Source organism: Shewanella fidelis ATCC BAA-318 (genome assembly GCF_000518605.1).
GTDB classification, from domain to species: domain Bacteria; phylum Pseudomonadota; class Gammaproteobacteria; order Enterobacterales; family Shewanellaceae; genus Shewanella; species Shewanella fidelis.
Window position 1 is genome coordinate 39635 of record NZ_JADX01000019.1, and the last position, 21429, is coordinate 61063.

At 44.1% G+C, this 21429-nt stretch carries 17 protein-coding genes; 8 read left to right on the forward strand and 9 right to left on the reverse strand.

Annotated features, from left to right (window positions below):
* Positions 1-17 precede the first annotated feature (17 nt).
* Complete coding sequence (locus tag L884_RS0110015; RefSeq protein ID WP_028767379.1) at positions 18-434, forward strand: DUF6491 family protein; 417 nt, start codon at positions 18-20, stop codon at positions 432-434.
* Positions 435-791: 357 nt separating this feature from the next.
* Entirely contained in the window at positions 792-1334 is a 543-nt protein-coding gene (locus tag L884_RS0110020; protein WP_245603101.1) for an outer membrane beta-barrel protein, read from the forward strand.
* Positions 1335-1422: 88 nt separating this feature from the next.
* Here the strand turns inward: L884_RS0110020 and L884_RS0110025 are convergent, their stop codons facing one another.
* Together L884_RS0110025 and L884_RS0110030 are read right to left on the reverse strand one after the other, a co-directional pair.
* Positions 1423-3051: a ShlB/FhaC/HecB family hemolysin secretion/activation protein gene (locus L884_RS0110025; RefSeq protein WP_037410750.1), complete on the reverse strand. Its 1629-nt coding sequence runs from the start codon at positions 3049-3051 to the stop codon at positions 1423-1425.
* A gap of 159 nt (positions 3052-3210) precedes the next feature.
* The gene (locus tag L884_RS0110030) at positions 3211-4431 is read right to left on the reverse strand and encodes a threonine/serine exporter family protein (protein ID WP_028767382.1); all 1221 of its coding nucleotides are present in this window, start codon (positions 4429-4431) and stop codon (positions 3211-3213) included.
* 206 nt (positions 4432-4637) lie between these two features.
* Here L884_RS0110030 and L884_RS0110035 point away from each other — a divergent pair, with 206 nt between their 5' ends.
* From L884_RS0110035 to L884_RS0110045, 3 genes are all read left to right on the forward strand, one after another.
* On the forward strand, positions 4638-5036 hold the full coding sequence (locus L884_RS0110035; RefSeq protein WP_028767383.1) for an MAPEG family protein: 399 nt from the start codon (positions 4638-4640) through the stop codon (positions 5034-5036).
* Positions 5037-5561: 525 nt separating this feature from the next.
* Positions 5562-7865 carry a YgiQ family radical SAM protein gene (locus L884_RS0110040; protein ID WP_028767384.1) on the forward strand — a complete coding sequence of 768 codons (2304 nt, stop codon included), beginning with the start codon at positions 5562-5564 and terminating at the stop codon, positions 7863-7865.
* Between the two features lie 111 nt (positions 7866-7976).
* Positions 7977-8318, forward strand: coding sequence for a YkvA family protein (locus L884_RS0110045; RefSeq protein ID WP_028767385.1), 342 nt, complete (start codon positions 7977-7979; stop codon positions 8316-8318).
* An 18-nt stretch (positions 8319-8336) separates the two neighbouring features.
* Here the strand turns inward: L884_RS0110045 and lpxL are convergent, their stop codons facing one another.
* From lpxL to L884_RS0110080, 7 genes are all read right to left on the reverse strand, one after another.
* On the reverse strand, positions 8337-9266 hold the full coding sequence (gene lpxL / locus L884_RS0110050; protein ID WP_028767386.1) for an LpxL/LpxP family Kdo(2)-lipid IV(A) lauroyl/palmitoleoyl acyltransferase: 930 nt from the start codon (positions 9264-9266) through the stop codon (positions 8337-8339).
* Between the two features lie 135 nt (positions 9267-9401).
* Positions 9402-10466, reverse strand: coding sequence for a porin (locus L884_RS0110055; protein WP_028767387.1), 1065 nt, complete (start codon positions 10464-10466; stop codon positions 9402-9404).
* Positions 10467-10609: 143 nt separating this feature from the next.
* Positions 10610-11581: a formate dehydrogenase subunit gamma gene (locus L884_RS0110060; protein WP_028767388.1), complete on the reverse strand. Its 972-nt coding sequence runs from the start codon at positions 11579-11581 to the stop codon at positions 10610-10612.
* Between the two features lie 111 nt (positions 11582-11692).
* Entirely contained in the window at positions 11693-12283 is a 591-nt protein-coding gene (locus tag L884_RS0110065) for a TorD/DmsD family molecular chaperone (protein WP_028767389.1), read from the reverse strand.
* Complete coding sequence (locus tag L884_RS0110070) at positions 12283-12828, reverse strand: 4Fe-4S dicluster domain-containing protein (RefSeq protein WP_028767390.1); 546 nt, start codon at positions 12826-12828, stop codon at positions 12283-12285. Before L884_RS0110070 ends, L884_RS0110065 begins: the two co-directional genes overlap by 1 nt.
* Before the next feature lie 10 nt (positions 12829-12838).
* Positions 12839-15052: a molybdopterin-dependent oxidoreductase gene (locus L884_RS0110075; RefSeq protein ID WP_028767391.1), complete on the reverse strand. Its 2214-nt coding sequence runs from the start codon at positions 15050-15052 to the stop codon at positions 12839-12841.
* A 202-nt stretch (positions 15053-15254) separates the two neighbouring features.
* Positions 15255-16220 (reverse strand): LysR family transcriptional regulator, encoded by a 966-nt coding sequence (locus L884_RS0110080; protein WP_028767392.1) that lies wholly within the window; start codon positions 16218-16220, stop codon positions 15255-15257.
* Between the two features lie 528 nt (positions 16221-16748).
* Here L884_RS0110080 and L884_RS0110085 point away from each other — a divergent pair.
* The 3 genes from L884_RS0110085 to L884_RS0110095 all read left to right on the forward strand — a co-directional run bounded on the left by L884_RS0110085 (position 16749) and on the right by L884_RS0110095 (position 21387).
* Positions 16749-17444 carry a 4Fe-4S dicluster domain-containing protein gene (locus tag L884_RS0110085; RefSeq protein WP_028767393.1) on the forward strand — a complete coding sequence of 232 codons (696 nt, stop codon included), beginning with the start codon at positions 16749-16751 and terminating at the stop codon, positions 17442-17444.
* A 9-nt stretch (positions 17445-17453) separates the two neighbouring features.
* On the forward strand, positions 17454-20489 hold the full coding sequence (locus tag L884_RS0110090) for a molybdopterin-dependent oxidoreductase (RefSeq protein WP_028767394.1): 3036 nt from the start codon (positions 17454-17456) through the stop codon (positions 20487-20489).
* Between the two features lie 313 nt (positions 20490-20802).
* Entirely contained in the window at positions 20803-21387 is a 585-nt protein-coding gene (locus L884_RS0110095; protein WP_028767395.1) for a hypothetical protein, read from the forward strand.
* Positions 21388-21429: the final 42 nt, after the last annotated feature.

A 21429-nucleotide genomic window follows, 5' to 3' on the forward strand; every position in this document is an offset into this window, starting at 1 on the left:
AAATTGGAGATAAAATTATGCGCTTATTTAATACCATATTAGTGCTGTTACTGCTTGTTGTTGGCGGCTGTGCCTCAACAGAAGCGAATAAGCAACGTGATGCTATGTATACGTTTGCAGATCTTCAGCAAGTGAACTCGATAGATAACTTTCGCATGGATGGCTGGGAGAGTGTTGATCGCTACTCTATCATCGTCAATGTGCGCCCAAAGCAATATTATTTGTTGATCCTTAATAGTGGCTTGAATGATCTAAAATTTGCTCAAGGGTTAGCAATCAGCTCAACCATGGGTAAAGTTGAAGCGGGCTTCGACTCGGTCTCAACAGTTCAAGATCCTATGCTTAAATCACAGATTAAGCGTATTTATAAGCTTGAGGATAAACAGCAGAAAAATGAGATAAAAGCCAAAATCGAAGCTTTTGCTGATAAGTAATAACTGTAAGGTTATGTTCACCTCTAATAAAAGTAGCACCTAGCTTTATCCGCTAAAACCAAAGCTTGGTGCTGTCTCCCCCTGTTCATTTCACTATCTGTTACGCTTAGCTGTTCATATGCATGATTTGCTATTAAGCCCTGATATAAGACTGTTTTTGCTGCTTTTGTTATGAGGTTTATTCAGTAAACAGATTCAATAGGCGAAAGTATTAGTTATTCCCCTTATGGATATTGTCATGTTTATCGTTACAAACTGACCGTCTAGCGCTAGTTTTTCCTATCTTTTTTAGGCGTTAACCTAGCCTCAATGTCGCTTACACAAGTAAGAGATACCATTTAATTGAGAGTGAGGTTGATGATGAAAGCAAAAACAATTTTAGCTAGCGTATTGTGTTCAAGCTTAATGGTCGCCAGCGTACAAGCTGTTGAGGTGGATTTCTTTGCGGGCGCTGGTATTGGTTATCAAATGGATAAAGTCGATGGCGGCATTAATCATGATACAGAGGATATGTCATATCAAGGACGCATTGGTGTTTTGATTGAGCAGCAACATAGGATCACAGGTACTTTTGGTTATATGGAGGATAAGTTTGCCGACGCTAATACCGATTACAAGCAAGAGCAATACAGCTGGTTACTCTCCTATGATTACCTCATTCCTGTGCACAAAGACGTTAATCTTTTTGTGGGTGTGAGTGCAGGTGCTAACGATAATAAAATAGCTGGACGTGCTTCAACTGATTTTGTTTATGGTGGTCAGGCTGGTGTGCAATATCAATGGACTGAGCATTTATCGTCAGATCTAGGCTATCGCTATTTAGCGCAAGACTATAGTGAAAACGGCATCGATATTGATAACAGTCAACAGATCTATTTGACCTTAGACTATAAGTTTTAGTTTAGCCAAACAGCCAATAGGTATGTATTGCAGTAAAAAACAGTAATAGCAATATGGAAAGGATTCCATTTGCGCTACGTTTACTTGATTAAAAACGGTTGCGAACCTGAAAGCGCCATTCCCAACTATTCACTTCAGGTCCCGATGTATAGGGAACACTCAAATCAATGTGGGCGACATTGCCGTAGCTGGATTTGGAAGAGTAAATTCTTGCCCCGATACCAAAACTCCCAATAGGTGAGGAGATGGCATTGTTGCTATCATCGCCACCAAATGCTTGACCAATATCAGTGAATACCGCCCAGCCTAGCTCTGCCAGTTGATAAAGGTTGATATTTGGATAGTTGCGTAACTCTGCGGTAAATGCCCACTGATTGTCGCCATATTGATAATCATTAGGGTAGCCGCGAATACCAGTTTCATCACCAAGGGCAAAGGGGGTATCTAAGTAGTTATTTTGAGAAGTGCTTAATCTTAGTTTTGAATAGGCAGTCCACTTTGGGGCGAGTTGATAGAAATATTCTGCCGCTACATTTAATTGATAATGATCTTTTTGGCTGGTGGCAAGTACGGCTGTAGCATCTAAATCCAATAAAAGAAGCTGATCTTTGGCTTGATAGCCACGACTTGATTGCCAATAGATATGGTAACCGATAGGAGAGTCGTCACTAAGATCGCGGGTCTCAATGCCCAATTTAATAAAGTGCTGCCAACCTAAATTAAAATCTTCGTTGTAGTTGATGAGATGAATGTTTTGTAAGACCTTAAAGTCATCTTCAATGTATTGATAGGCGACCCAAGGGTAAAGAAAGTCTCTATCTTGTGGAAGCTCTGAAGTCGGGTAAGCGTCGATACGGTTGAACTCATGACGATCTTGAGTGATCCCGGTAATGAGCCGCGATAGCTGTTGTGGATCTTTATTTATTAACCAACCAAAACGAGCGTTGTTGTAGTTAACCCCATGCTCAAATTCATTAATGTCTTGACCGTTTTGTTTTAAGGTATCGATACGTAGGTCGCTTAAGTACTCAGCCGAATACATATGATGACCATCGAGCGTGTAAAAAGGCTTTTCGAAATAGAGATGCTGAGCATGACCGTCACTATTGTCGTAAAAGTCGGCGGCAATGGTTGCGTGCTCGATAAAATTAACTGGCGACTCAATAGCAAACTTATAGCCGGTTCTATCAGCGTTTGATTGATACTTGAAACGTGTACGTACCCCATACCCTAATAAATTGTCTTCTTTTATACCGATAGAAAACTTATTCTCTCCACCACTGCGGCTGGCATTAAATGTAGGCAGTAATGACCAATTATCCCATGTTTCAACCAGTATATTTTCCCCCTCATTGGCGAGATCTGCATCGGGAGCGGGTTCTGAGAAAGTGATGTTTGCATCACGGATATAGGGCTCGGCTCGCAAAATACGTTGCATCTCATCGAGATCTTTTTGAGTCACACTTTGGCCTTCTTTAAAGCTAAGTTTATTGCGGATCACTTGATCTCGAGTGTTGATATGTAAGTAATTGGCCCAGTGATGAATGAAAAATACATCTGGATCAGACAGGTCAAAAATATCGTTACTTTTAATCACGATATTTTTAACTGGTTGCGGCTTGTTTGCGGTAAGTGTCGCTTTTTGCGGTTCAGCAAAAGCCGCACCACCATGGATGCTATAGCTAATGACTAGTACTAAACCGCAACCCCGCTGCATTTTATTGCCGTCTCCTATGTATGACTTTTGCTAAAAGCTAAAAAGCACTACCTAGGTTAAGCATAGTTTAGATAAGCAATAACGCGCTGATTTTACTTGAGCTATAGTGGATTTTAACAATAAAAAAGAGCGCTAATTCGCGCTCTTCTTATGACATATTTATAGTGTACGCCTTGGCGGTACTGCAACGTTAGCAAAAATAAGTCCGGCCACAATTGACATAAAGATTAAGAAGATTTGAATACCCAAGTGCGACTGATTGAAAATTGTTTCCCCTAAAATTAGCGTATTTAAGCCAATATAGGTTTTACTACCTGGGACTAAGATGACGATGCCTTGTAGCAGTGCAATTGAAGCGGGGGCTTTCATCCAACGTGCATATAAGTTTGAATATACCCCCACAGCTAAAGCGCCGAAGAAGATCCCAATCGATTCACCAAAGTAGATTGCGCCTAACATAGCGGAGAAGAATGCGACTATTCCGGCCATGATCCCCCAAGGTGAGTCTTTTAAGCGGGCTTTAAAGATGATAACCAGTGCTGTGGAAAGAATGGGGACCGCCGCCCAAATTGCCCACTTGGGGAGAGAGTCTGGTGGCAAGTAAGTGACTTCGCCAAAGATAGTTTTACCTATCACCATACCTAGAATAACGCCAAAATAGAGCTTGAACAGCAACATAAAAGCGTCCATCACCCTCGCCGTGCCAGAGATTAAATCTCGCGCAGCCAGCTCGGCAAGACCAAGCGTTAAGGCTAATCCGGGAATAAAGATAATAATCCCCGACAGAATAATAACGGGAATATTGACCGACGGATCGAGCTGTGCAATACCGTAAGCTAAGATAGCACATAAGATTGCTGCTAAGGGTTCAAGCATTTCAGCCATGCGCTTAGAACGCTCGGCGCGATACACTAGTCCATAAACCATTAAACCTAATACGCCAGACCAAAAAACATCATTCCAGCTGGTGCCCATTAACATGGCAAATGCACCAGCAGAGGTGCCAAAGGCCAGTAGGGTTAGCTTAGTGCCATATGGATTAGGCTTATTGGCAATTTCTTCCAGACGCTCAAGCGCTTCTTGTAGGGTGCGTTGTCCAGACATTAGCTCTTCAACTAGCTCATCTGTACGGGCTAGGGCGCCAAGATCTAAGTCACCAGGCTTAACCCTAGCAACATGGTTGTATTCTTGCTCTTCATCTCGTTGCAGTACAAAGGTCATCGCGGTAGGTGAAATTAAAAAATAACCTTCAATGCCTAGTACAGTAGAAACACCTTGTAGATGAGCTTCTAAGCGGTAGGCTGGCGTACCAAATTTATGTAATGCTTTACCCAGTTTAATAATAAAGCGACGCTTTTCTAAAAACTCTTGATTATCCACAATCTCAATTCGCTATTGGTGACTTAGGGTTTATATTTAAAAACAGCGGCTTATAGCTTTTTTGGTTATTGTTTTAATTCACTGTTTTACGGTCATCATTTTACGAGCGCATCTTACCCTATTTGAGATAAAAAAGTTGCCATTTATTTACATAATGTTCGCTAATTGTAATGCTGGGGTTTTGTAATCAAAATAATGGAGTGAAGATGCCGCTTGCTATCTCTGGTTTATATATCAGCCTTACGGCTTTGCTGACCGTTTTACTAACGTATCGGGTCATCAAATTAAGACGAACTCATAAAATTGGCATTGGCAGTGCAGGTAATGAAGCGCTAACGATAGCCCAACGAGTGCATGGTAATTTACTTGAGAATGCACCAATCGCGTTACTGCTGTTGGTCGTTGCAGAGCTTAACGGTAGCAATAGTCTCATGTTGCATGTTTTTGGTGGTGTATGGATCCTTGCCAGACTATTACATGCAATAGGCTTAACTCGAGGCCAAGGGGGTTATCACATCGGCCGCTTTTGGGGGATGATACTAACTTGGTGTGTGATTGTGGGTTTAGCGTTGGTGAACTTGTTTACCTACGTGGCGAGCCTATAGAGCTGTTAGCCTGAATTAGCTAAGTGTTAGTCTGCTTATTTCTGGCAGATATCAAATGGGAAAAGTCTTATACCAATCAGTATAAACATTTAGTCACTCAGCGAGAGTTTAGCGGTTTTGAGGCAAGGCAACGAATGAAGAGCATAGTTGTTCTACGTTCAAGTTCGTTAACACAGCATCAGAATCGCTAAAACTCGCCATTCTGGAACGTTTTTGGCTACCTACTTCTGCGTTGAATAACTTCACAAGGGAGCAACCATTCTTTCAGTTATTCGCCTTGAATTAGATTGCCAAAAATCGTTCTGAGTTGATCAAATTCTTATACTGATTGGTATTGAATCCCATTGCAGTAATACCCACAGCCAAATTATGGGATAAGCAGCTATACTAAAAAAAGCATCAATTTGATGCTTTTTTAGTCACACCTTGCAGGCGTAGCCTGTTATACTCCGCGTCCCCGTTGTGCGAGCAAGTTGGGGCGCAATATCTGCGTAATTTTTGTATTTCAGTTAGGCTGCCTAATCCATGCAAGTAGAATCCACGTTATTTACTTATCCAAAGTATCGCCCTGAGCTCACGCGCCCAGCGCCATTTTTGCCTATGTCTCGCAAAGAGATGGCTAAATTAGGCTGGGATAGCTGTGACATTATTATCGTCACTGGCGATGCATACGTGGATCACCCTAGTTTTGGTATGGCAGTGATTGGCCGCATGCTCGAAGCTCAAGGCTTTAGGGTGGGGATTATTTCTCAGCCCGATTGGTCAAACAAAGATGATTTTATGAAGTTAGGTAAGCCTAACCTCTATTTTGGTGTGACAGCCGGTAACATGGATTCGATGATCAACCGTTATACCGCTGAGCGCCGTTTGCGCCATGATGATGCATATACTGCTGGTAATGTGGGCGGCAAGCGCCCAGATCGCGCTGTCACGGTTTATACCCAGCGTTGTAAGGAAGCTTTTAAGCAAGTTCCGGTGGTGATAGGTGGTATCGAAGCCAGTTTGCGTCGTATTGCCCACTATGATTACTGGTCAGATAAAGTGCGCCGTAGCGTAATTTTAGATGCGAAAGCCGATATCTTGGTTTACGGTAATGCCGAGCGTCCACTCGTGGAGCTATCACATCGTTTAGCCGCTGGTGAGCCTGTATCTGAGTTGCACGATATTCGTGGCACGACAGTTATTCGTAAAGAGCCATTGCCTGAATGGAAGGGCATGGATTCACGCAAAATCGATCAACTGCATAAAATTGACCCTATTCCAAATCCCTATGGTGCTGATGATGTTGGTTGTAAAAATCTGTCTGGACCGACAGATGAGAAGATTTTTGACAACGACGCGCCAAAGGCAATTAGTGTCCAGCCTGCTAGACCAAAGCCATGGGAAAAAACTTATGTCTTGTTACCTAGCTATGAAAAGGTATCTGAAGACAAATATCTTTATGCTCATGCATCACGTATTTTGCACCAAGAGCAAAACCCGGGTTGCGCTCGTGCGTTGTTTCAAAAGCATGCCGAGCGTGCCATTTGGGTTAACCCACCGGCGTGGCCGTTAAATACCGATGAAATGGACGGCGTATTTGATCTTGCTTATCAGCGCGTACCACATCCATCATACGGCAAAGAGAAGATCCCTGCCTACGACATGATTAAGACCTCGATCAACATCATGCGTGGTTGTTTTGGTGGCTGTTCATTCTGCTCGATTACCGAGCATGAAGGGCGGATTATTCAAAGTCGTTCCCAAGACTCTATCGTGAAAGAGATCAAAGACATTCAAGATAAAGTGCCGGGCTTTACTGGAGTGATTTCTGACTTGGGCGGCCCAACAGCCAACATGTATCGCTTAGGCTGTACTAGTGTCAAAGCTGAAAGTACCTGTCGTCGTTTGTCATGTGTTTTCCCATCGATTTGTGGCCATTTAGATACAGATCATCAAGCGACAATTGATCTATACCGCGCTGCACGTGATGTGCCGGGTATTAAAAAGGTTTTAATCGCCTCTGGTGTGCGTTATGACTTGGCGACAGAAGATCCGCGTTACGTTAAAGAGCTGGCAACTCACCATGTTGGCGGCTACTTAAAAATTGCCCCTGAGCATACCGAAGAAGGCCCGCTGAACAAGATGATGAAGCCGGGCATGGGGACATACGATAAGTTTAAAGAACTTTTCGATAAGTATTCAAAAGAGGCAGGTAAGAAGCAGTATTTGATCCCGTACTTTATTTCAGCACACCCGGGCACCACTAATGAAGATATGGTGAATTTGGCATTATGGCTAAAAGGCGAGAAATTTAAGCTAGATCAGGTGCAAAATTTCTATCCATCGCCAATGGCAAATGCCACTACGATCTACCACACAGAGTTAAATTCACTGAAGAATGTTAAGCATACAAGTGAAGAAGTTTCGGTCCCTAAAAAAGGCCGCCAGCGTAAGCTACATAAAGCTTTGTTGCGTTACCATGATACAGAGGGGTGGCCGCTGATCCGCGAAGCGCTTATCGCAATGGGTAAAGAGCACTTAATTGGTAATGGTGCTCACTGTTTAGTGCCTGCGGAAACACGCCAAGAACGCGAAGCGATGCGCAATAAGAAAAAGCTCAATACTAAAGATGATGCTAAAGGTAAAAAGGCATTTACGCGTTTTTCTGGCGATCAATTTGATGATCGTAAAGCGGGCGCTAAGTCTGGGAAAAATAAGTCTGGTGCTAATAAGCAAGGGCAGTCTAAATCTGGGCAAGCTAAGTTTGGTCAGGGCAAGTCGAATCAAACTGGTAAGCGTCCGGCTAAAAAGAATGCTTGGGGCACCACGCCTAAACATCAAAGGTAAAGCTTGGGGACTCAAACAAGTGCCCTAAACATCAACGCTAAGCAGTTAGCTAGCTAAATAAACTAAAATAAGGGAATATCTATGATGTTCCCTTTTTTATTGGCAAGGATCATGACTCAAGAATCGAATGCTACTCATGAATATAGTGATGAAAGTTTTTGGCTGAAGGTAAAGCTGTTTGCAAAAAAAGCTGGGCGTGAAGTGATTGATAACGCACTGTGTTTATATTATGCGGCGAAACGTCCTGATACGCCTAAATGGGCTAAAACGGTGATATTCGGCGCGTTAGCCTATTTTATTTCACCGATTGATGCCATTCCCGATCTCACGCCTATTATGGGGTTTTCTGACGACTTAGGCGCGCTAGCTGCTGCGCTTGCTATGGTGTCTATGTATGTTGATGACAATGTTGAAAAACAAGCCGCCGAAAAGCTAGCGGCTTGGTTTGATTAACGCGCGGCTTAATACCAATTAATATAGCGAGGTTTCGCCTTCAGGGCGGTTCTTAAAGCGTCGATGCAGCCACATGTACTGACTCGGTGCATCCATTATTGACTCTTCAACGATCTTGTTAATAAAGCAGGCCCCTGCGTGTTCATCGCCAATAGGAAACTTATCTATTAATGGCTCTTTAATTGTTAACGTATATTGGCCGCTATCGTTATCACGCACGAACGTCATTGGCACTATCGCGCAGTTACTATTATCCACCAATAAACTCGTACCTGTAGTGGTACATGCTTTTTCAACGGCAAACAAAGGTGCAAACGTTGAGCGGCGACGGCCATAATCATGATCCGGTGCGTACCACATAAATTCGCCGTTCTTGAGTGAATCTAGCATCAGAGCGATGTTTTTGCGGTGGATTAAACTGTGGCCACCACGAGAGCGACCTTTTAGCTGAAAATAATCAAAACAGGGATTGTTATTCGGTCTATATACCGCCATGCCTTGGGCGAGCAAGCCAAATGTTCGACCGCCCAGCTCAAGGTTCAATGAGTGCACGGCGATCAATAGCGCGCCGCGGCCTTCAGCTTTAAGTTTTTTTACATGCTCCATTCCAACAATCTTAGTATGCTTGGCAACACGAGCATCAGACCAAAACCAAGCCATACCCGTTTCAAATAACGCTAACCCCGTATTTTCAATATTTTGCTTAATGAGTTGTTCACGCTCTGCGGCAGGCATTTCTGGAAAACACAACTCAAGGTTTCGCCTAATGGTATTTGTGCGGCGTTTCATAAAGCGAAGTGCAGTGCGCCCAAGAAGCTTACCTAGACGAATTTGTACAGCGTAAGGCAACAGGCTGCATAGGTAGCTAAAGGCAAATATGCATAACACACCCCAATATTTAGGATGGAGCAGGGCTAGCGAAAATTGAGGAGTGGTGTACTTACTCATAACGAGGTCGAGCTTTAATAGAGAGTGAAAATGTCGGCGGATTATACGCGATGTTTTACCATTCAGCTCTTTCTATATTAGTTCATTCAGCCGCATATCGTTATACGGCTGAATAATATGATGTTTTAATTTGCTTTAGCCGTGCCAAGTTAGACTGAAATCGTATCTAAAGCCAATAGTGACGGCATGATCGTTGTCACGGTTATCATAGCTTTTATCAAGATACTCAAGGTGTACACGTACATTATCGACTGGATTCCACTCAAGTGTGGTGTTAAAGCCGTTGTAGTCGGCAGAGGTGTTATCTTTGATACCATCTTTAAACTGGAAGTAGCCGAGTTTTATTTTGTAGTCATCGAAAATTGGATAAGCTAACGCGGTATCTAAGGTGCTGCCGCTACGATCTTTATTCATGCTGCCAGCATCATAGTTATATTGTTTATCTTGATAGCTCACGGCAAGGTACAGGTCGTTGCTAAAGGTGTATGCGACAACACCACCGAGGGTCTTATCATCCCCCTCAACTCCTTGCTGATCTGCGGTGTTTTGCGTGATATAACCTATACCAATATGCAAATTATCCATGTCATAGCCGACGCCGAGGTTTACCATATCAGTGGCGTCATCCCCTTTATCACCATCAAATTGCGCACCTGCCATCCAGGTGAGATTGCCAGTAACCAATTGATAAGTTAAAAAATTATCGACAAAGAATGGACTGTCATGGTCATAAGCGTAGGGGCTATTACCATGATTGAAAATGTCCACGTACTCAGCGACTAAAGTGTACTGAGCTGGACGCTGTTTACCTATGCCCACTTGACCATAAGGTGAAGCAATGGCGGCATAAGCTTGGCGAGCTTTACCAAAATTACCAGAGTTGGCGATATCAACACTCCATTCGCCTTGAGCGATAGCGCTCCAGCCATCGGCAAATTCTGTGCTGGCTTTAATACCTACCCGAGATAGCGCATCACGCACATCCCAAGTGTCATCTTGGCTATCGTCGAGGTAGCTTAAAGTTGGACGAATAGAGCCATAAAGACTGACTTGGCTATTTTTAAACTGTGATGGCGCGTTGTTGCCTTCTAGTTTGGCGATACGCGCCTCAAGTTCTGCATTGCTGGCAGAATCAGCGGCATAGACATTGACGCAGCATAAGCTAACAGCAGCTGCAATGAGTGGTTTAAGTGTGTTCATCAGTGCATTTCCCTATATTTCGGCTGCAACAAGTCGCCCTCTCTAAAGGCTAGAGTTGGTGCAGTTCGATTAAATATGATCTGTTACAGTGCCCATCAGCATTTACGCTGATGGGCGGGTGAAGTCTTGTGTTTGAATTATCTTTAGGCTTGTTGCTTTAGCTCTTTTAACCAAAGGTTATGATGCTGTTTAGCCCAGTTTTCATCGCAATAGCCAGAGGTCATATTAGACATGCCACCTTCTGACATTACGGTTGCCATAAAGATGTGAACCACTGAGAAGGCGGTGATGATAATGGTAGATACGATATGCACTAATAGCATGGTATTGGCCGTATTCTTGGTGACGACGAATGTCTCTGGGAACATCATAGTGAGTCCCGAGATCACCATTAGACCGCCAAATAGAGCAAAGACCCAGAACCACAATTTTTCACCGGCATTGGCAAAGCCTGCATCTGGGTGATGCTTCTTACCGGTATTTAAGTAACCGCCAAGTACTGCAAACCACTTAAGATCATAGCTGGCAGGAATTTGCTTAGGTGCCCACATTAAGATCATCAGTATGTAACCTAAGATGAACGGGAATGCCATTAGCTCGTGTAGGCCACTTGATAAACCAACTAATGACGCCCAGCTTGATTGGTTCATACTAGGCTCTAGGTATAAGCGACCGCCAGCCAGTACGAGTCCGGTTACAATGAGCAGCATACATGCAATGGCACCGAGCCAATGTACACTGATGCTTAAACCTGACCAACGCTTAATTAATTTGCCTGAGTAGCCATCATCTAAACGTGAAATACCATTGACAATAATGAAAATGATAAACAGTGCGATAACGGCAAATAAGCTGGCGTAGACTAAAAATGCGATAGTATCGGTTGCGCCTAAATAGCCAAGTACTGTTTCGTTAGCATCTTCAGGAATTGATGCTGGCAACTGTAGCTGTGGATTGATAGGCATACCACGTAGTTCTGGTATATCGCCAGCGATAGCTTCGACCTGAATAGGTTGCCACTGCTGTGGCTGCAAGCTTGCTTCGTCAGCCATCGCGGCCGTTGAAACAAACAGGCTGATCACAATAAAACTTAACCATTTTATTGCTCTGTTCATAGGTAACTCCTTTGGCGACTTAGGGTCGCCTTTTTAGCTTTCTTGTGCATCAATTTTTAGATGCTGCAAGAGAGCTGATCCTGATGTTCAGTAGATTGAATTTATGTCAGTCTACTCATGCAGTTGTTTAGTGATAAAAAGTTGCAACTCGGTGGCAAATTCGCGCCAGAAGTTGAGGCTGGCATGTTGCTTAATGCCTTCGCAGAATGGGTTAATCCATAGCCCTAGATGCTTATTAACAAACTCATCAGCCATGGCATCGAGTTCGTGGGCTGCATCTAGGTTATCTGCTTGTCGTTGCTCACTTGCAAGGGCGTGCACACAGTACAGAAACTCCAATTCGTTACCGATAAAATCGGCAGGTTCATTGAATTGATCGTCGATGACTAAACCTATCTGTTGATAGAAGTCAGCTACCTCAACAGTCTCATCTGTGTTAATGACATGGTTACCGCTGCGGTATACGCCCTCATAGGGCGCAACCAGTAACTTATATGGACCGATACACATACGATTGAAGTCAAACTCCAGCTCGGATGGGTCTTCGACAAACCTTTTCGCTTCGGTCAAAAGTGGACTTTGTGGATTGCTCGATTCTAGGTAAGCGATTAATCCGTTAAGTGCTTCTATTTTTGATGGAAAGAAGATCATCGATTTAAAGGCGAAGTACGCCGTAGCCATCGGGCCATATTGGTTTGTCATTATGCGCGTTCCTTAATAATCACCATGTTAGGTTTCGTGATGCAGTCGCCGTAGCCGATACCTTCTTTGCTGGCTGATGGCTTTTTAAGCACTTCGTCAATATTGCCAACTTGGATGCACTCCACTGGACAACCTGTAACGCAAGCTGGCTTCATACCGCGGTCAAGTAACTCGACGCACATGTTGCACTTATCAGCCTTGCCATCATCTTCACGAATGCTGACCGCAGAGTAAGGGCAGGCGCTAGCACATAGGCCGCAACCTGTGCATTTCTCACGATCTAACACCACAATGCCATCGTCTCTGACGTGGTAGGCTTTTGCTGGACAAACCATTAAGCAAGCAGGGTTTTCACAGTGCATGCATGAATGCGATAACCACACATCTATCGCACCGTCTTCACGTTTAACTTCATAGCGATCAACTTTACGAAAACGGTGGTTTTCAGGTAATTCATTGTGAATTTGGCAAGCAACAGTACAGGCACCACAACCGACGCAGTTTTCTTGTCTGAAGACAAAGCCTACTCTTTTGTTCATCGTCATTATTTACTCCTTAGGCTTTTTCTAGCGCGACATTGGTCGAGTGGTAGGCTGAACAGCCACCCATATCGGTCAATTTGTCGGTGGTCAGGTTGTTGGTACAGCTTGCCTTGCCGTATGGGTCCATTCGGCGCCAGTTATTTTTTGGTGCCATAACGGTGCCGCGGCCAACTTGTCCAGAAACTTGCGCAGTAAAGAATGCTTCGCCACGATGGTTACTGAGTCTGACTCGGTCGTTGTTCTTAATGCCTAACTCTTTAGCATCTTCGGTATTGATCTTGGCTAAATATGCCGGGAAGTTACGGATGTACTTAACGTTGTAGAAAGAGCTGTTAGCACGCTGCGGGATCGCTGGTGATAACATGCGGAATGGCAGCTTTTTCTCTTCAGGGATCATCTCGTCTTCAGGTAAACCGAAGTCAATAACAGGGTGGTAGCCTGCGTCTTTCATCATCTGCGAGTAGAACTCGATTTTGCCGCTATCTGTTTTGTATTTGCCATCGCCAAAGTAAGGGCGTTGGTCATAGACGGTGACAAATTTGTCTTTAATGATCTGTTCGTAGGTGATGTTGTTGTGCCTGAATGCTGGCTCATCAGTATCGAGGAAGTCGCGTAGAATTTGTTCATAATCAACGCGCATCTCTGGGTGGTAATCCAGTCCCATGTGGGCAGCAAGCTCTTTAAAGAAGATCCAGTTATCTTTAGATTCACCTAGAGGCTCAATGACTTTTTCAGAGGTCTGCATGTGGTAGCAGTTGTAGTCAGTGCCCATATCAGGGAATTCAAACTGAGTTGTCGACGGTACAATAATATCGGCAAGTTCAGCGGTATCCGTCATTAAGAAGTCATGCACGACTAGGAATAAGTCATCGCGCATTGCACCTAAGCGACAAGCATTTGAGTCTGGCGCTACGGAGACGAAGTTACCGTTGTAGTTAATCACCGCTTTAATTGGCTTGATTGGTTTACCATAGGCGGTTGGATTGGTTGGATGCAGCGCTTGGGCTATTTCGGTCATATTGACATGGCCAACGGTATCGCCGTTAGGGTGAATATGGTCAGCTCGACCTTTAGAATAGTTAAGGCTGTCATCGGCTTGGGTATTATCATAGATAAAGCCGTTACCAATTTTACCATATTGACCTGCAACAGCATGCATCATAGCGATAGCACGAGACATACGTGCGCCGTTGTAGTTACGCTGCATGCCGTATCCTAAACGAATGACTGCAAGCTCTGATTCACCATAGACTTTGGCAAATTTAAACATTTTCTCTCTTGGTACACCGGTGACCTGCTCTATCTCGTCATAGCTCATTTCATCGAGGCGCTTGAGTAGCTCGTCAAAGCCTAAGGTATTGGCCTTGATAAATGCCATGTCGGCTAAGTTATTCTCGATAAGGTATTTCATAATACCTGTCGCGAGATGGGTGTCGGTGCTTGGCTTAGGCTGTAACCAGATGTCCGCTTGAGAGGCGATAGGCGTGCGCATTGGGTTTACCACTAACAGTTTGGCGCCTTTGTCACGAGCTTGGTTAATAAACTTGATGCCATGCACATTTGTCGCGGTTTCGTTTTGCCCCCAAGAGATATAACAATTGGTGTAAATATTGTCGTACGGATCTGGGCCTTGGTAAGTACCAGTAACAGACTTCAAACCTTCATAAGCCGCGAAAACACACACTTTACGATCGAGCTTACGAGCGCCGACTGCGTTAAAGAAACGGCTAGGTCCGCCGTATTTACCGATAACGCCTTCGTGGCCCGAGTAGCTGTATGGCAAAATGGAGTCAGCGCCATGCTCTTTGATGATCTGTTGTAAACGGCTAGTGATTTTTGCATAGGCTTCATCCCAAGTTATGCGGCGCCATTTACCTTCGCCTTTTTTACCTGCGCGTTCCATCGGGTGCAAAATTCGGTCGGCAGCATAAGTGTATTGCACATAGGCATGGCCTTTAACGCACGGAGATGTCCCCATTTTTTTCATCTCAGATGCGCCTTCGACATATGTCATGCGGCCATTTTGTACAGTAAACTTTAACAAGCAGCGATCGGCACAGTTACGCTGGCAAGTGTGATAAACGATTTTCCCTTCTCGTTTTAGCAACTTATCTGGTGCACCACCGCGCTCAGTTGCATTGGCAATACCTGGCATTAAACCAGATAATGAGCCGACAACAGAACTAGCTCCAACTCCCTGCAGGAAGGTGCGTCTGTTCATTTTCATATGTTTTCCCCATCTTGATAGTGTTGATTCACTATTTATTTTTTTGCAAAGACGACATTGATATTGCTCAGTGGAGCTCTGCTTCAGGCGCAGCAAAACTCCAGTGGGTTACACATTATTTTTATTGATAATGCTCCTTTAACTGCAAACTCAGCACTCTCATCGTTTTGAGTTCGACTTCCCCATGGATTGATATTAAGCGCTAGTCTTCACAGGCTAAGCGCCACTCTCTTTCTAGGCCGCAAATAAGCTTGGATTTAACCCAGTTAAATGCTGCGGAATGATTGGTGTTACCAAACAACACGTAGTTGCCAATCTCGCGGTTTTCTCGACGGCGAGTACGGCATTTCTGTGCTAATTCGTCTGGCAATTTGATGTAGTCAATCCCCGGTAACATATTGACGAATTGACGGGTGAATTGATTACAACTGAGGGTAATGGCATCGCTTTCACTGAGAAGGCGCATGGCTGAAGCTAAACTGTCGGTATAACCTTCTACTTCCATACACAAGTCTTTTTCTCGGCATAAATTCACTAATAGTGGACAGCTAAGATCATCGTAGTTATCGATTTCTAAACAGGGATAGCGAGAGAGGTTTTCGAGAGTAATTGGTTGACTTAAAACAGGATGATTACGCTTAGCAAGAATATATAGGCTATCGGTTTCGCTAAACATTTCGTAGTTGAGGTTTTTGCCATTGAAACCTTCGTACACCACAACAAAATCCATGTCGCCATTGGCGAGGGCTGTGGTGCAATCGTGGGTGAGTACCCTAACGTCAAATCTGAGGTTTGGCGCTTCAGTTAAGATGTCTTCGCGGACAACTTTTTGTACCGCGTAGACAAACTCATCATAGGCATGGATGACGAATTGCCCCCCAGATTCTGCCGGAGTAAACACAGAGTGTTGCATCTCTATTTTTTGATATTGTTCAACTAAACTTTTAGCCATTGGGATCAGTTGGTGGGTTTTTTCTGTGGCGACAAAACCTGAACAACGTCTTATGAAAAGAGAATCTTTGAATATATCTCGTAATATCTTTAATGTTCTGCTCACCCCTGAGGCGGTCATGCCTAATTCATTTGCGGCCTGATGACTTTGACCATGTTCATATATAGCAATAAAGACTTTTAATTGGTTGTAATTTAATAGGTCTATTTTGTTCATGACAAATACCTGTCGCAATAATTAAATTCTATAATCTATATAAGAGTTATAATGTGCAGTGTTATATGTCACATTTTTAATAAGCTTATTTTTGTAACTTTGATATATGTCTCGTGTTTTACATGTTGATATTAGCAAATATCAGAATCCGATATTTGCGAAGAGTATGTTTATACAATTGTTTTAGAGTGCTTTCTCTATGCACTATATGGTGACTTTTATGTTTACTCTGATTAAGTAATTGCTTTTATTGGTTTATTTGTGTTTGTTATGTTTTGGTTGTATCAGGTGGAATATGGTGATACGTTTTGTTGCAATTATATTCTAAGGTTATTGTTTGTCTTGAATTCTATCTTCTGATTTTATTTCATAAAAATTTAAATTATTTTTCTATTGTGATCTTTAGTTGATATTCACGTATTCAATTATGTCGTTGTTTATATTTTTGTATTTTTGAGTGTATTTTAAATATAAAGATTTTATAAGTGAGCAAATTAAATTTTGTCACTTCTATAATAAGGATTAATTATGTTGGATAGACGCTCCATATTAAAAATGGCTGCAGGTAGTGCAATGTTAACGCTGATCCCCAGCGCTCAACTTCAAGCTAAAACGCCCGGTAAAAGGTTAGCTATGGTGTTTGATGTTCGTCGTTGCACTGGGTGTCTATCTTGTACTGTGTCTTGTGCGATGGAAAATCAAACAGATGCAGGGCGTTGTCGCACACGGGTGAATCAAGCAGCTATTGATACTGCAACAGGCTTTGCCACGCTGGCGGTTCCTAATCAATGCAATCAGTGTGATAACCCTGCTTGTGTTTATGTTTGCCCTGTAGAGGCGACTTATAAACGCGAAGAAGACGGCATAGTCGTGATTAACCATGACGAATGCATTCATTGTCAGCTCTGTGTCGATGCTTGTCCTTATGGTGCACGTCGTAAAGATGAAACCCTTAATTCACCACCCGAGAAGTGCAATTTCTGCATTCACCGTACATCAGCTGGTTTGTTGCCAGCATGTGTAGAAACGTGTATCGGCGAGGCGCGTAACTTTGGCGATCTTAATGATCCCAATAGCAAGGTGTCGCAACTCGTGCGTGACAATAAGGTATACGCCATGTTGGCCGCAGAAGGAACGAAACCGAATATTTTCTATATAGGCTTGCCTGAACAACCCCAAGACAAGCAGATTTTGTCTCTTAACTTTATTGAATGGCAACGCTAGGAGCTAACAATGGACAGACGTAAATTTTTAACTCAAGCAGGCGTTGTTTCTGTGGCGGCAGCAACAGCGGGTTGCGGTGATAAAACCTCGCCAATACATCCTATTCGTAGTCAAGATGTTAGTTGCTTTGGTCATCCGATCCCTGCTGAATGTCAGCAAGATGCTAATGGTGATTGGCAGCTAACGCCGGGTGTGCGCACCGCTTACTCACGCTGTTTTAGTTGCTACAACATCTGTGGCTTACGGGTACGTATAGATGAAAAAAATGACAAAGTATTAAAAGTGGGCGGCAACCCTTACTGTGAAAACAACTCTGGTTCACCGCTGCCAATCGACACCAGTGTGAAGCAGAGTTATATCGCATTAGCGGGTGAGAATGGCCTTAAAAATCGCGCAACGACTTGCGCCAAAGGCGCCAGTTGCGCCGATTCAGTAGATGATGAGCGCCGAGTCACTCAGGTACTTAAACGCGATGGTAAGCGTGGCGAAGGTCGTTGGGTGAGTATTAGTTATGAGCAGGCTCTAAAGGAGATCCTACAAGGTGGCGATCTGTTTGGAGAGGGGCATGTAGAGGGCCTGCGTAGTCTGCGTCAGCTCGATAAACTAGCGAAGCCTGGCTTTCCAGAGTTTGGCAGTGCGGCTAATCACTTATTTGCTACTTACTGTGCAGAAGATACTTTGCGTGGCAGCTTTTATGCCCGCTTTATGCAGCAGGCTTGGGGAACAAGCAACTTGGGTACTAAACATGCCTATTGTGGGGCCGCGCAGGCAACAGGTTATAGCCTAGGTATGGCAGCAGGTTTTGAAGAATGGCTCAATGACGTTGACTGGGAAAACGTAGAGTACGGTCTATTTATGGGAACAAGTCCAGGATCGTCAGGGGTGAGTCTTAACCGAGTTGGTCGTGGCTTAGCCGATAGTCGAGTCGATAGAAAGTTTAAATATGTGTGTGTCGACCCATTATTGCGTACTACGGTTGCAGCTGATACCAATGCGACTTGGCTAGCGGTAAAGCCGGGTCAAGATGCGGCATTTTCTTTTGGTGTTATTCGCACCATGTTAGAAGAGGGCTGGTTTAACAAAGTTCATCTTGAAAGTGCGAGCGAAAAAGCGGCTAAAGCAGCCGGGGAACTTAACTATACCAATGCTGGCCACTTAGTCATTGTAGATCCCAAACATCCTCAATATCGTCGCTTCGCTAAGGCGAAGGACTTCGGCTTAGGGGCTGATGAAGCCATTATAGTGAAAGCTGGCGCTGATACTTTGGTGTCGGCAGAAGCGGGTGATAAGGCTGAATTGTTCGTGAGCCGGACGTTAAAAGATAACGCTGGCCGTAAGGTTAAATTAGCTTCATCGCTTTATCTATTAAGGCAAGAGGCTCAGCGTACTAGCATGCAGCAATATGCGGCTAAATCAGGCATATCAATTGATGCTATGCGCCAAGTAGCTAAAGATCTAGGCCACTACGGACGTAAAGCCTGTGTAGCTGGTAATGGTGGCACCAATTCATCAGATGGTTTTGTTATGGGCTGGATCTGGGCTACGTTAAATACCTTAGTGGGCAGTCACGACGCTAAAGGTGGCGCAATTTACGGTAATGGTCCTATAGGCGGTATGGAAGGAAGATACAATTTGGCTAACATTCAAGGTGGAGTTAACCTTGATGGCGTCGTCAATGCCTGCCGAGATGGTGCTTATGAGTCATCAACGGAATATAAGCACAAGGTTGCTAAAGGCGAGGATCCATACCCAGCGAGTACACCTTGGCACGAGGTTTTGCCTGCCATGAATGCTGCCGAACAATGGACAAGCCATGCTAATAGCGATCCCTACCAAGCCAAAGTGCTGTTCAATTGGCGTAATAACTTTCTGTACAGCGCAGCATCAATTAGCCAAGAGGTGGTGGCCAGTATTGCTGATCCTAAGCGTCTACCTCTGATTATTGGTATCGATTGCCATATGAATGAGACCAATCGTTACGCCGACTATTTCATTCCAGATCGCTCTATGCTCGAAGAGTATGCAGCAGATCGTATGTGGGGCTCGCATATGCTGGGGGTTGTGGCTGCTGCGCCATTGGTGACACCTAGAACGGTAAAAAATGCAGCTGGACAACATGTGTGTATGGAACAGTTACTCGTTGATATTGCTCTGGATATGCAACTTCCAGGATTTGGCAAAGGCGCGATCGCTCACGCCGATGGCGGTAAAGCAGATCTGCTCTGCTTTGAAGACTGGCATGCCAAGTATTTGGCCAATGTTGCTGCTCAGTGTGAAAACTTGCCAAGTGTCACTGCCGAAGATAGAAAGTGGGCGGGCTTAGATTATGCTATGAAACCTTTGAAGCCAAAATTAACCCCAACAGAGGTGAGGCAGGTTGAGGCGCTATTATCTCGTGGTGGTTACTACGTCGCCGATGAACGTTATGACGGTGATTTTATTAAAGGTGCGGCACCAAAGTGTTTGCAGCTTTATCACGAGGCGGTATCTCAGTTGCGACATGCATACTCTGGTGAGCACTATCCGGGGACGATTACCTACCATGAGCATAGATTCTGGAATGGTGATAGCTGGGAGAGTCATTGGCCTGCAACTGAATACCCGTTGCTATTTTCTAGTTATAAAGCCACGGTGCGTTCAAACTATGCAGTAGCGTATAAACGCATTGCGGAGATCAGTCCAACTAACTTTGTGTATATGAATGAGCAGACTGCAAAAGAGCAAGGGCTTAAAGACGGTGACAAGGTTAGATTAGTGACAGCTAACGGTAAACCAGCTGAAGGGTTACTGCAAACAGATCTGGGTGTCGCGCCCGGCGCTGTATGTGTTTCTCACGGTTTTGGTCACTCACAAGGTTTTGGTGGTGATGACAGGATCATTAACGGTGAGAAATTACCGGCTCTAAAAGAGCGCGCTGGTGGGGTGGCGATCAATCAGATGATCCCTTCAGATCCGACACGTAACCAAACTGCTAGTATGCTCAACGATTACTGGACAGGCGCTAACTGCCGTCATGGTATTCCTATTCGAGTAGAGAAAGCTTAAATAAAACGTGGCGGCGAGCTGTAGTCCCTATTTTCTGGGGGGCAATCATGCCTACGAGCTAACAGTCGCCACGCCATAGGAATTTAAACAGACTTTTATCTACATTTTTTCAGTTTGTCGCAGTAGACGATAGCTCCGGTGTAGCGTTTTTAGGGTATTCGCCTTGAGCACACTCAATTCGTGTCATCCTGCGACTTTCCCCCTTGGCAGAGATTTAGCTGAGGGGGCTTCTTGTTGACTTAGGTCATTAAACACTTCAGTTAAAATTTATCTGTTTATGATAATGTTTAGCGACATATCATTGGAGATAATAATGAAAACAATAAAATACTCACATATTGCCGTGCTAGCTGCGCTAAGCGTTAGTGCTTCAGCTATGGCGACCACAGTTGAACAGAATGCGTTTTTTGATAATTTGGCAGCTCACTGTGGCAAAGCGTTTGCTGGCACAGTGACAGCGGGCAATAGTGCAGACTCAGCATTTAGCGGCAAAAAGCTGATTATGCATGTACGCGAGTGCAGTGATACTGTGCTTAAAGTCCCTTTCCATGTTGGCGAAGATCACTCACGTACTTGGGTGATCACCAAAACGCCTTATGGTTTGCATCTTGCTCACGATCACCGTCATAAAGACGGTAGTGAAGACAAGGTCACCATGTACGGCGGCATGACTGCTGATATGGGCAGCGATACTGAGCAGTCATTTCCTGTCGATGCTTATTCGATTAATAACTTTAGAGAAAATGGTTTAGATGTATCCATCACTAATGTGTGGCACATGTATGTGAAGCCGCAAGAGTTTACTTATCGCTTAACTCGCGAAAATCGCGATTTTAGAGTCGACTTTGACCTGACTAAGCCTGTCGAGTTGCCACCTGTGCCATGGGGCCATCAATAATTGGTGCATGGCTACATTTGAATTGTAACAATACTGCTTGAT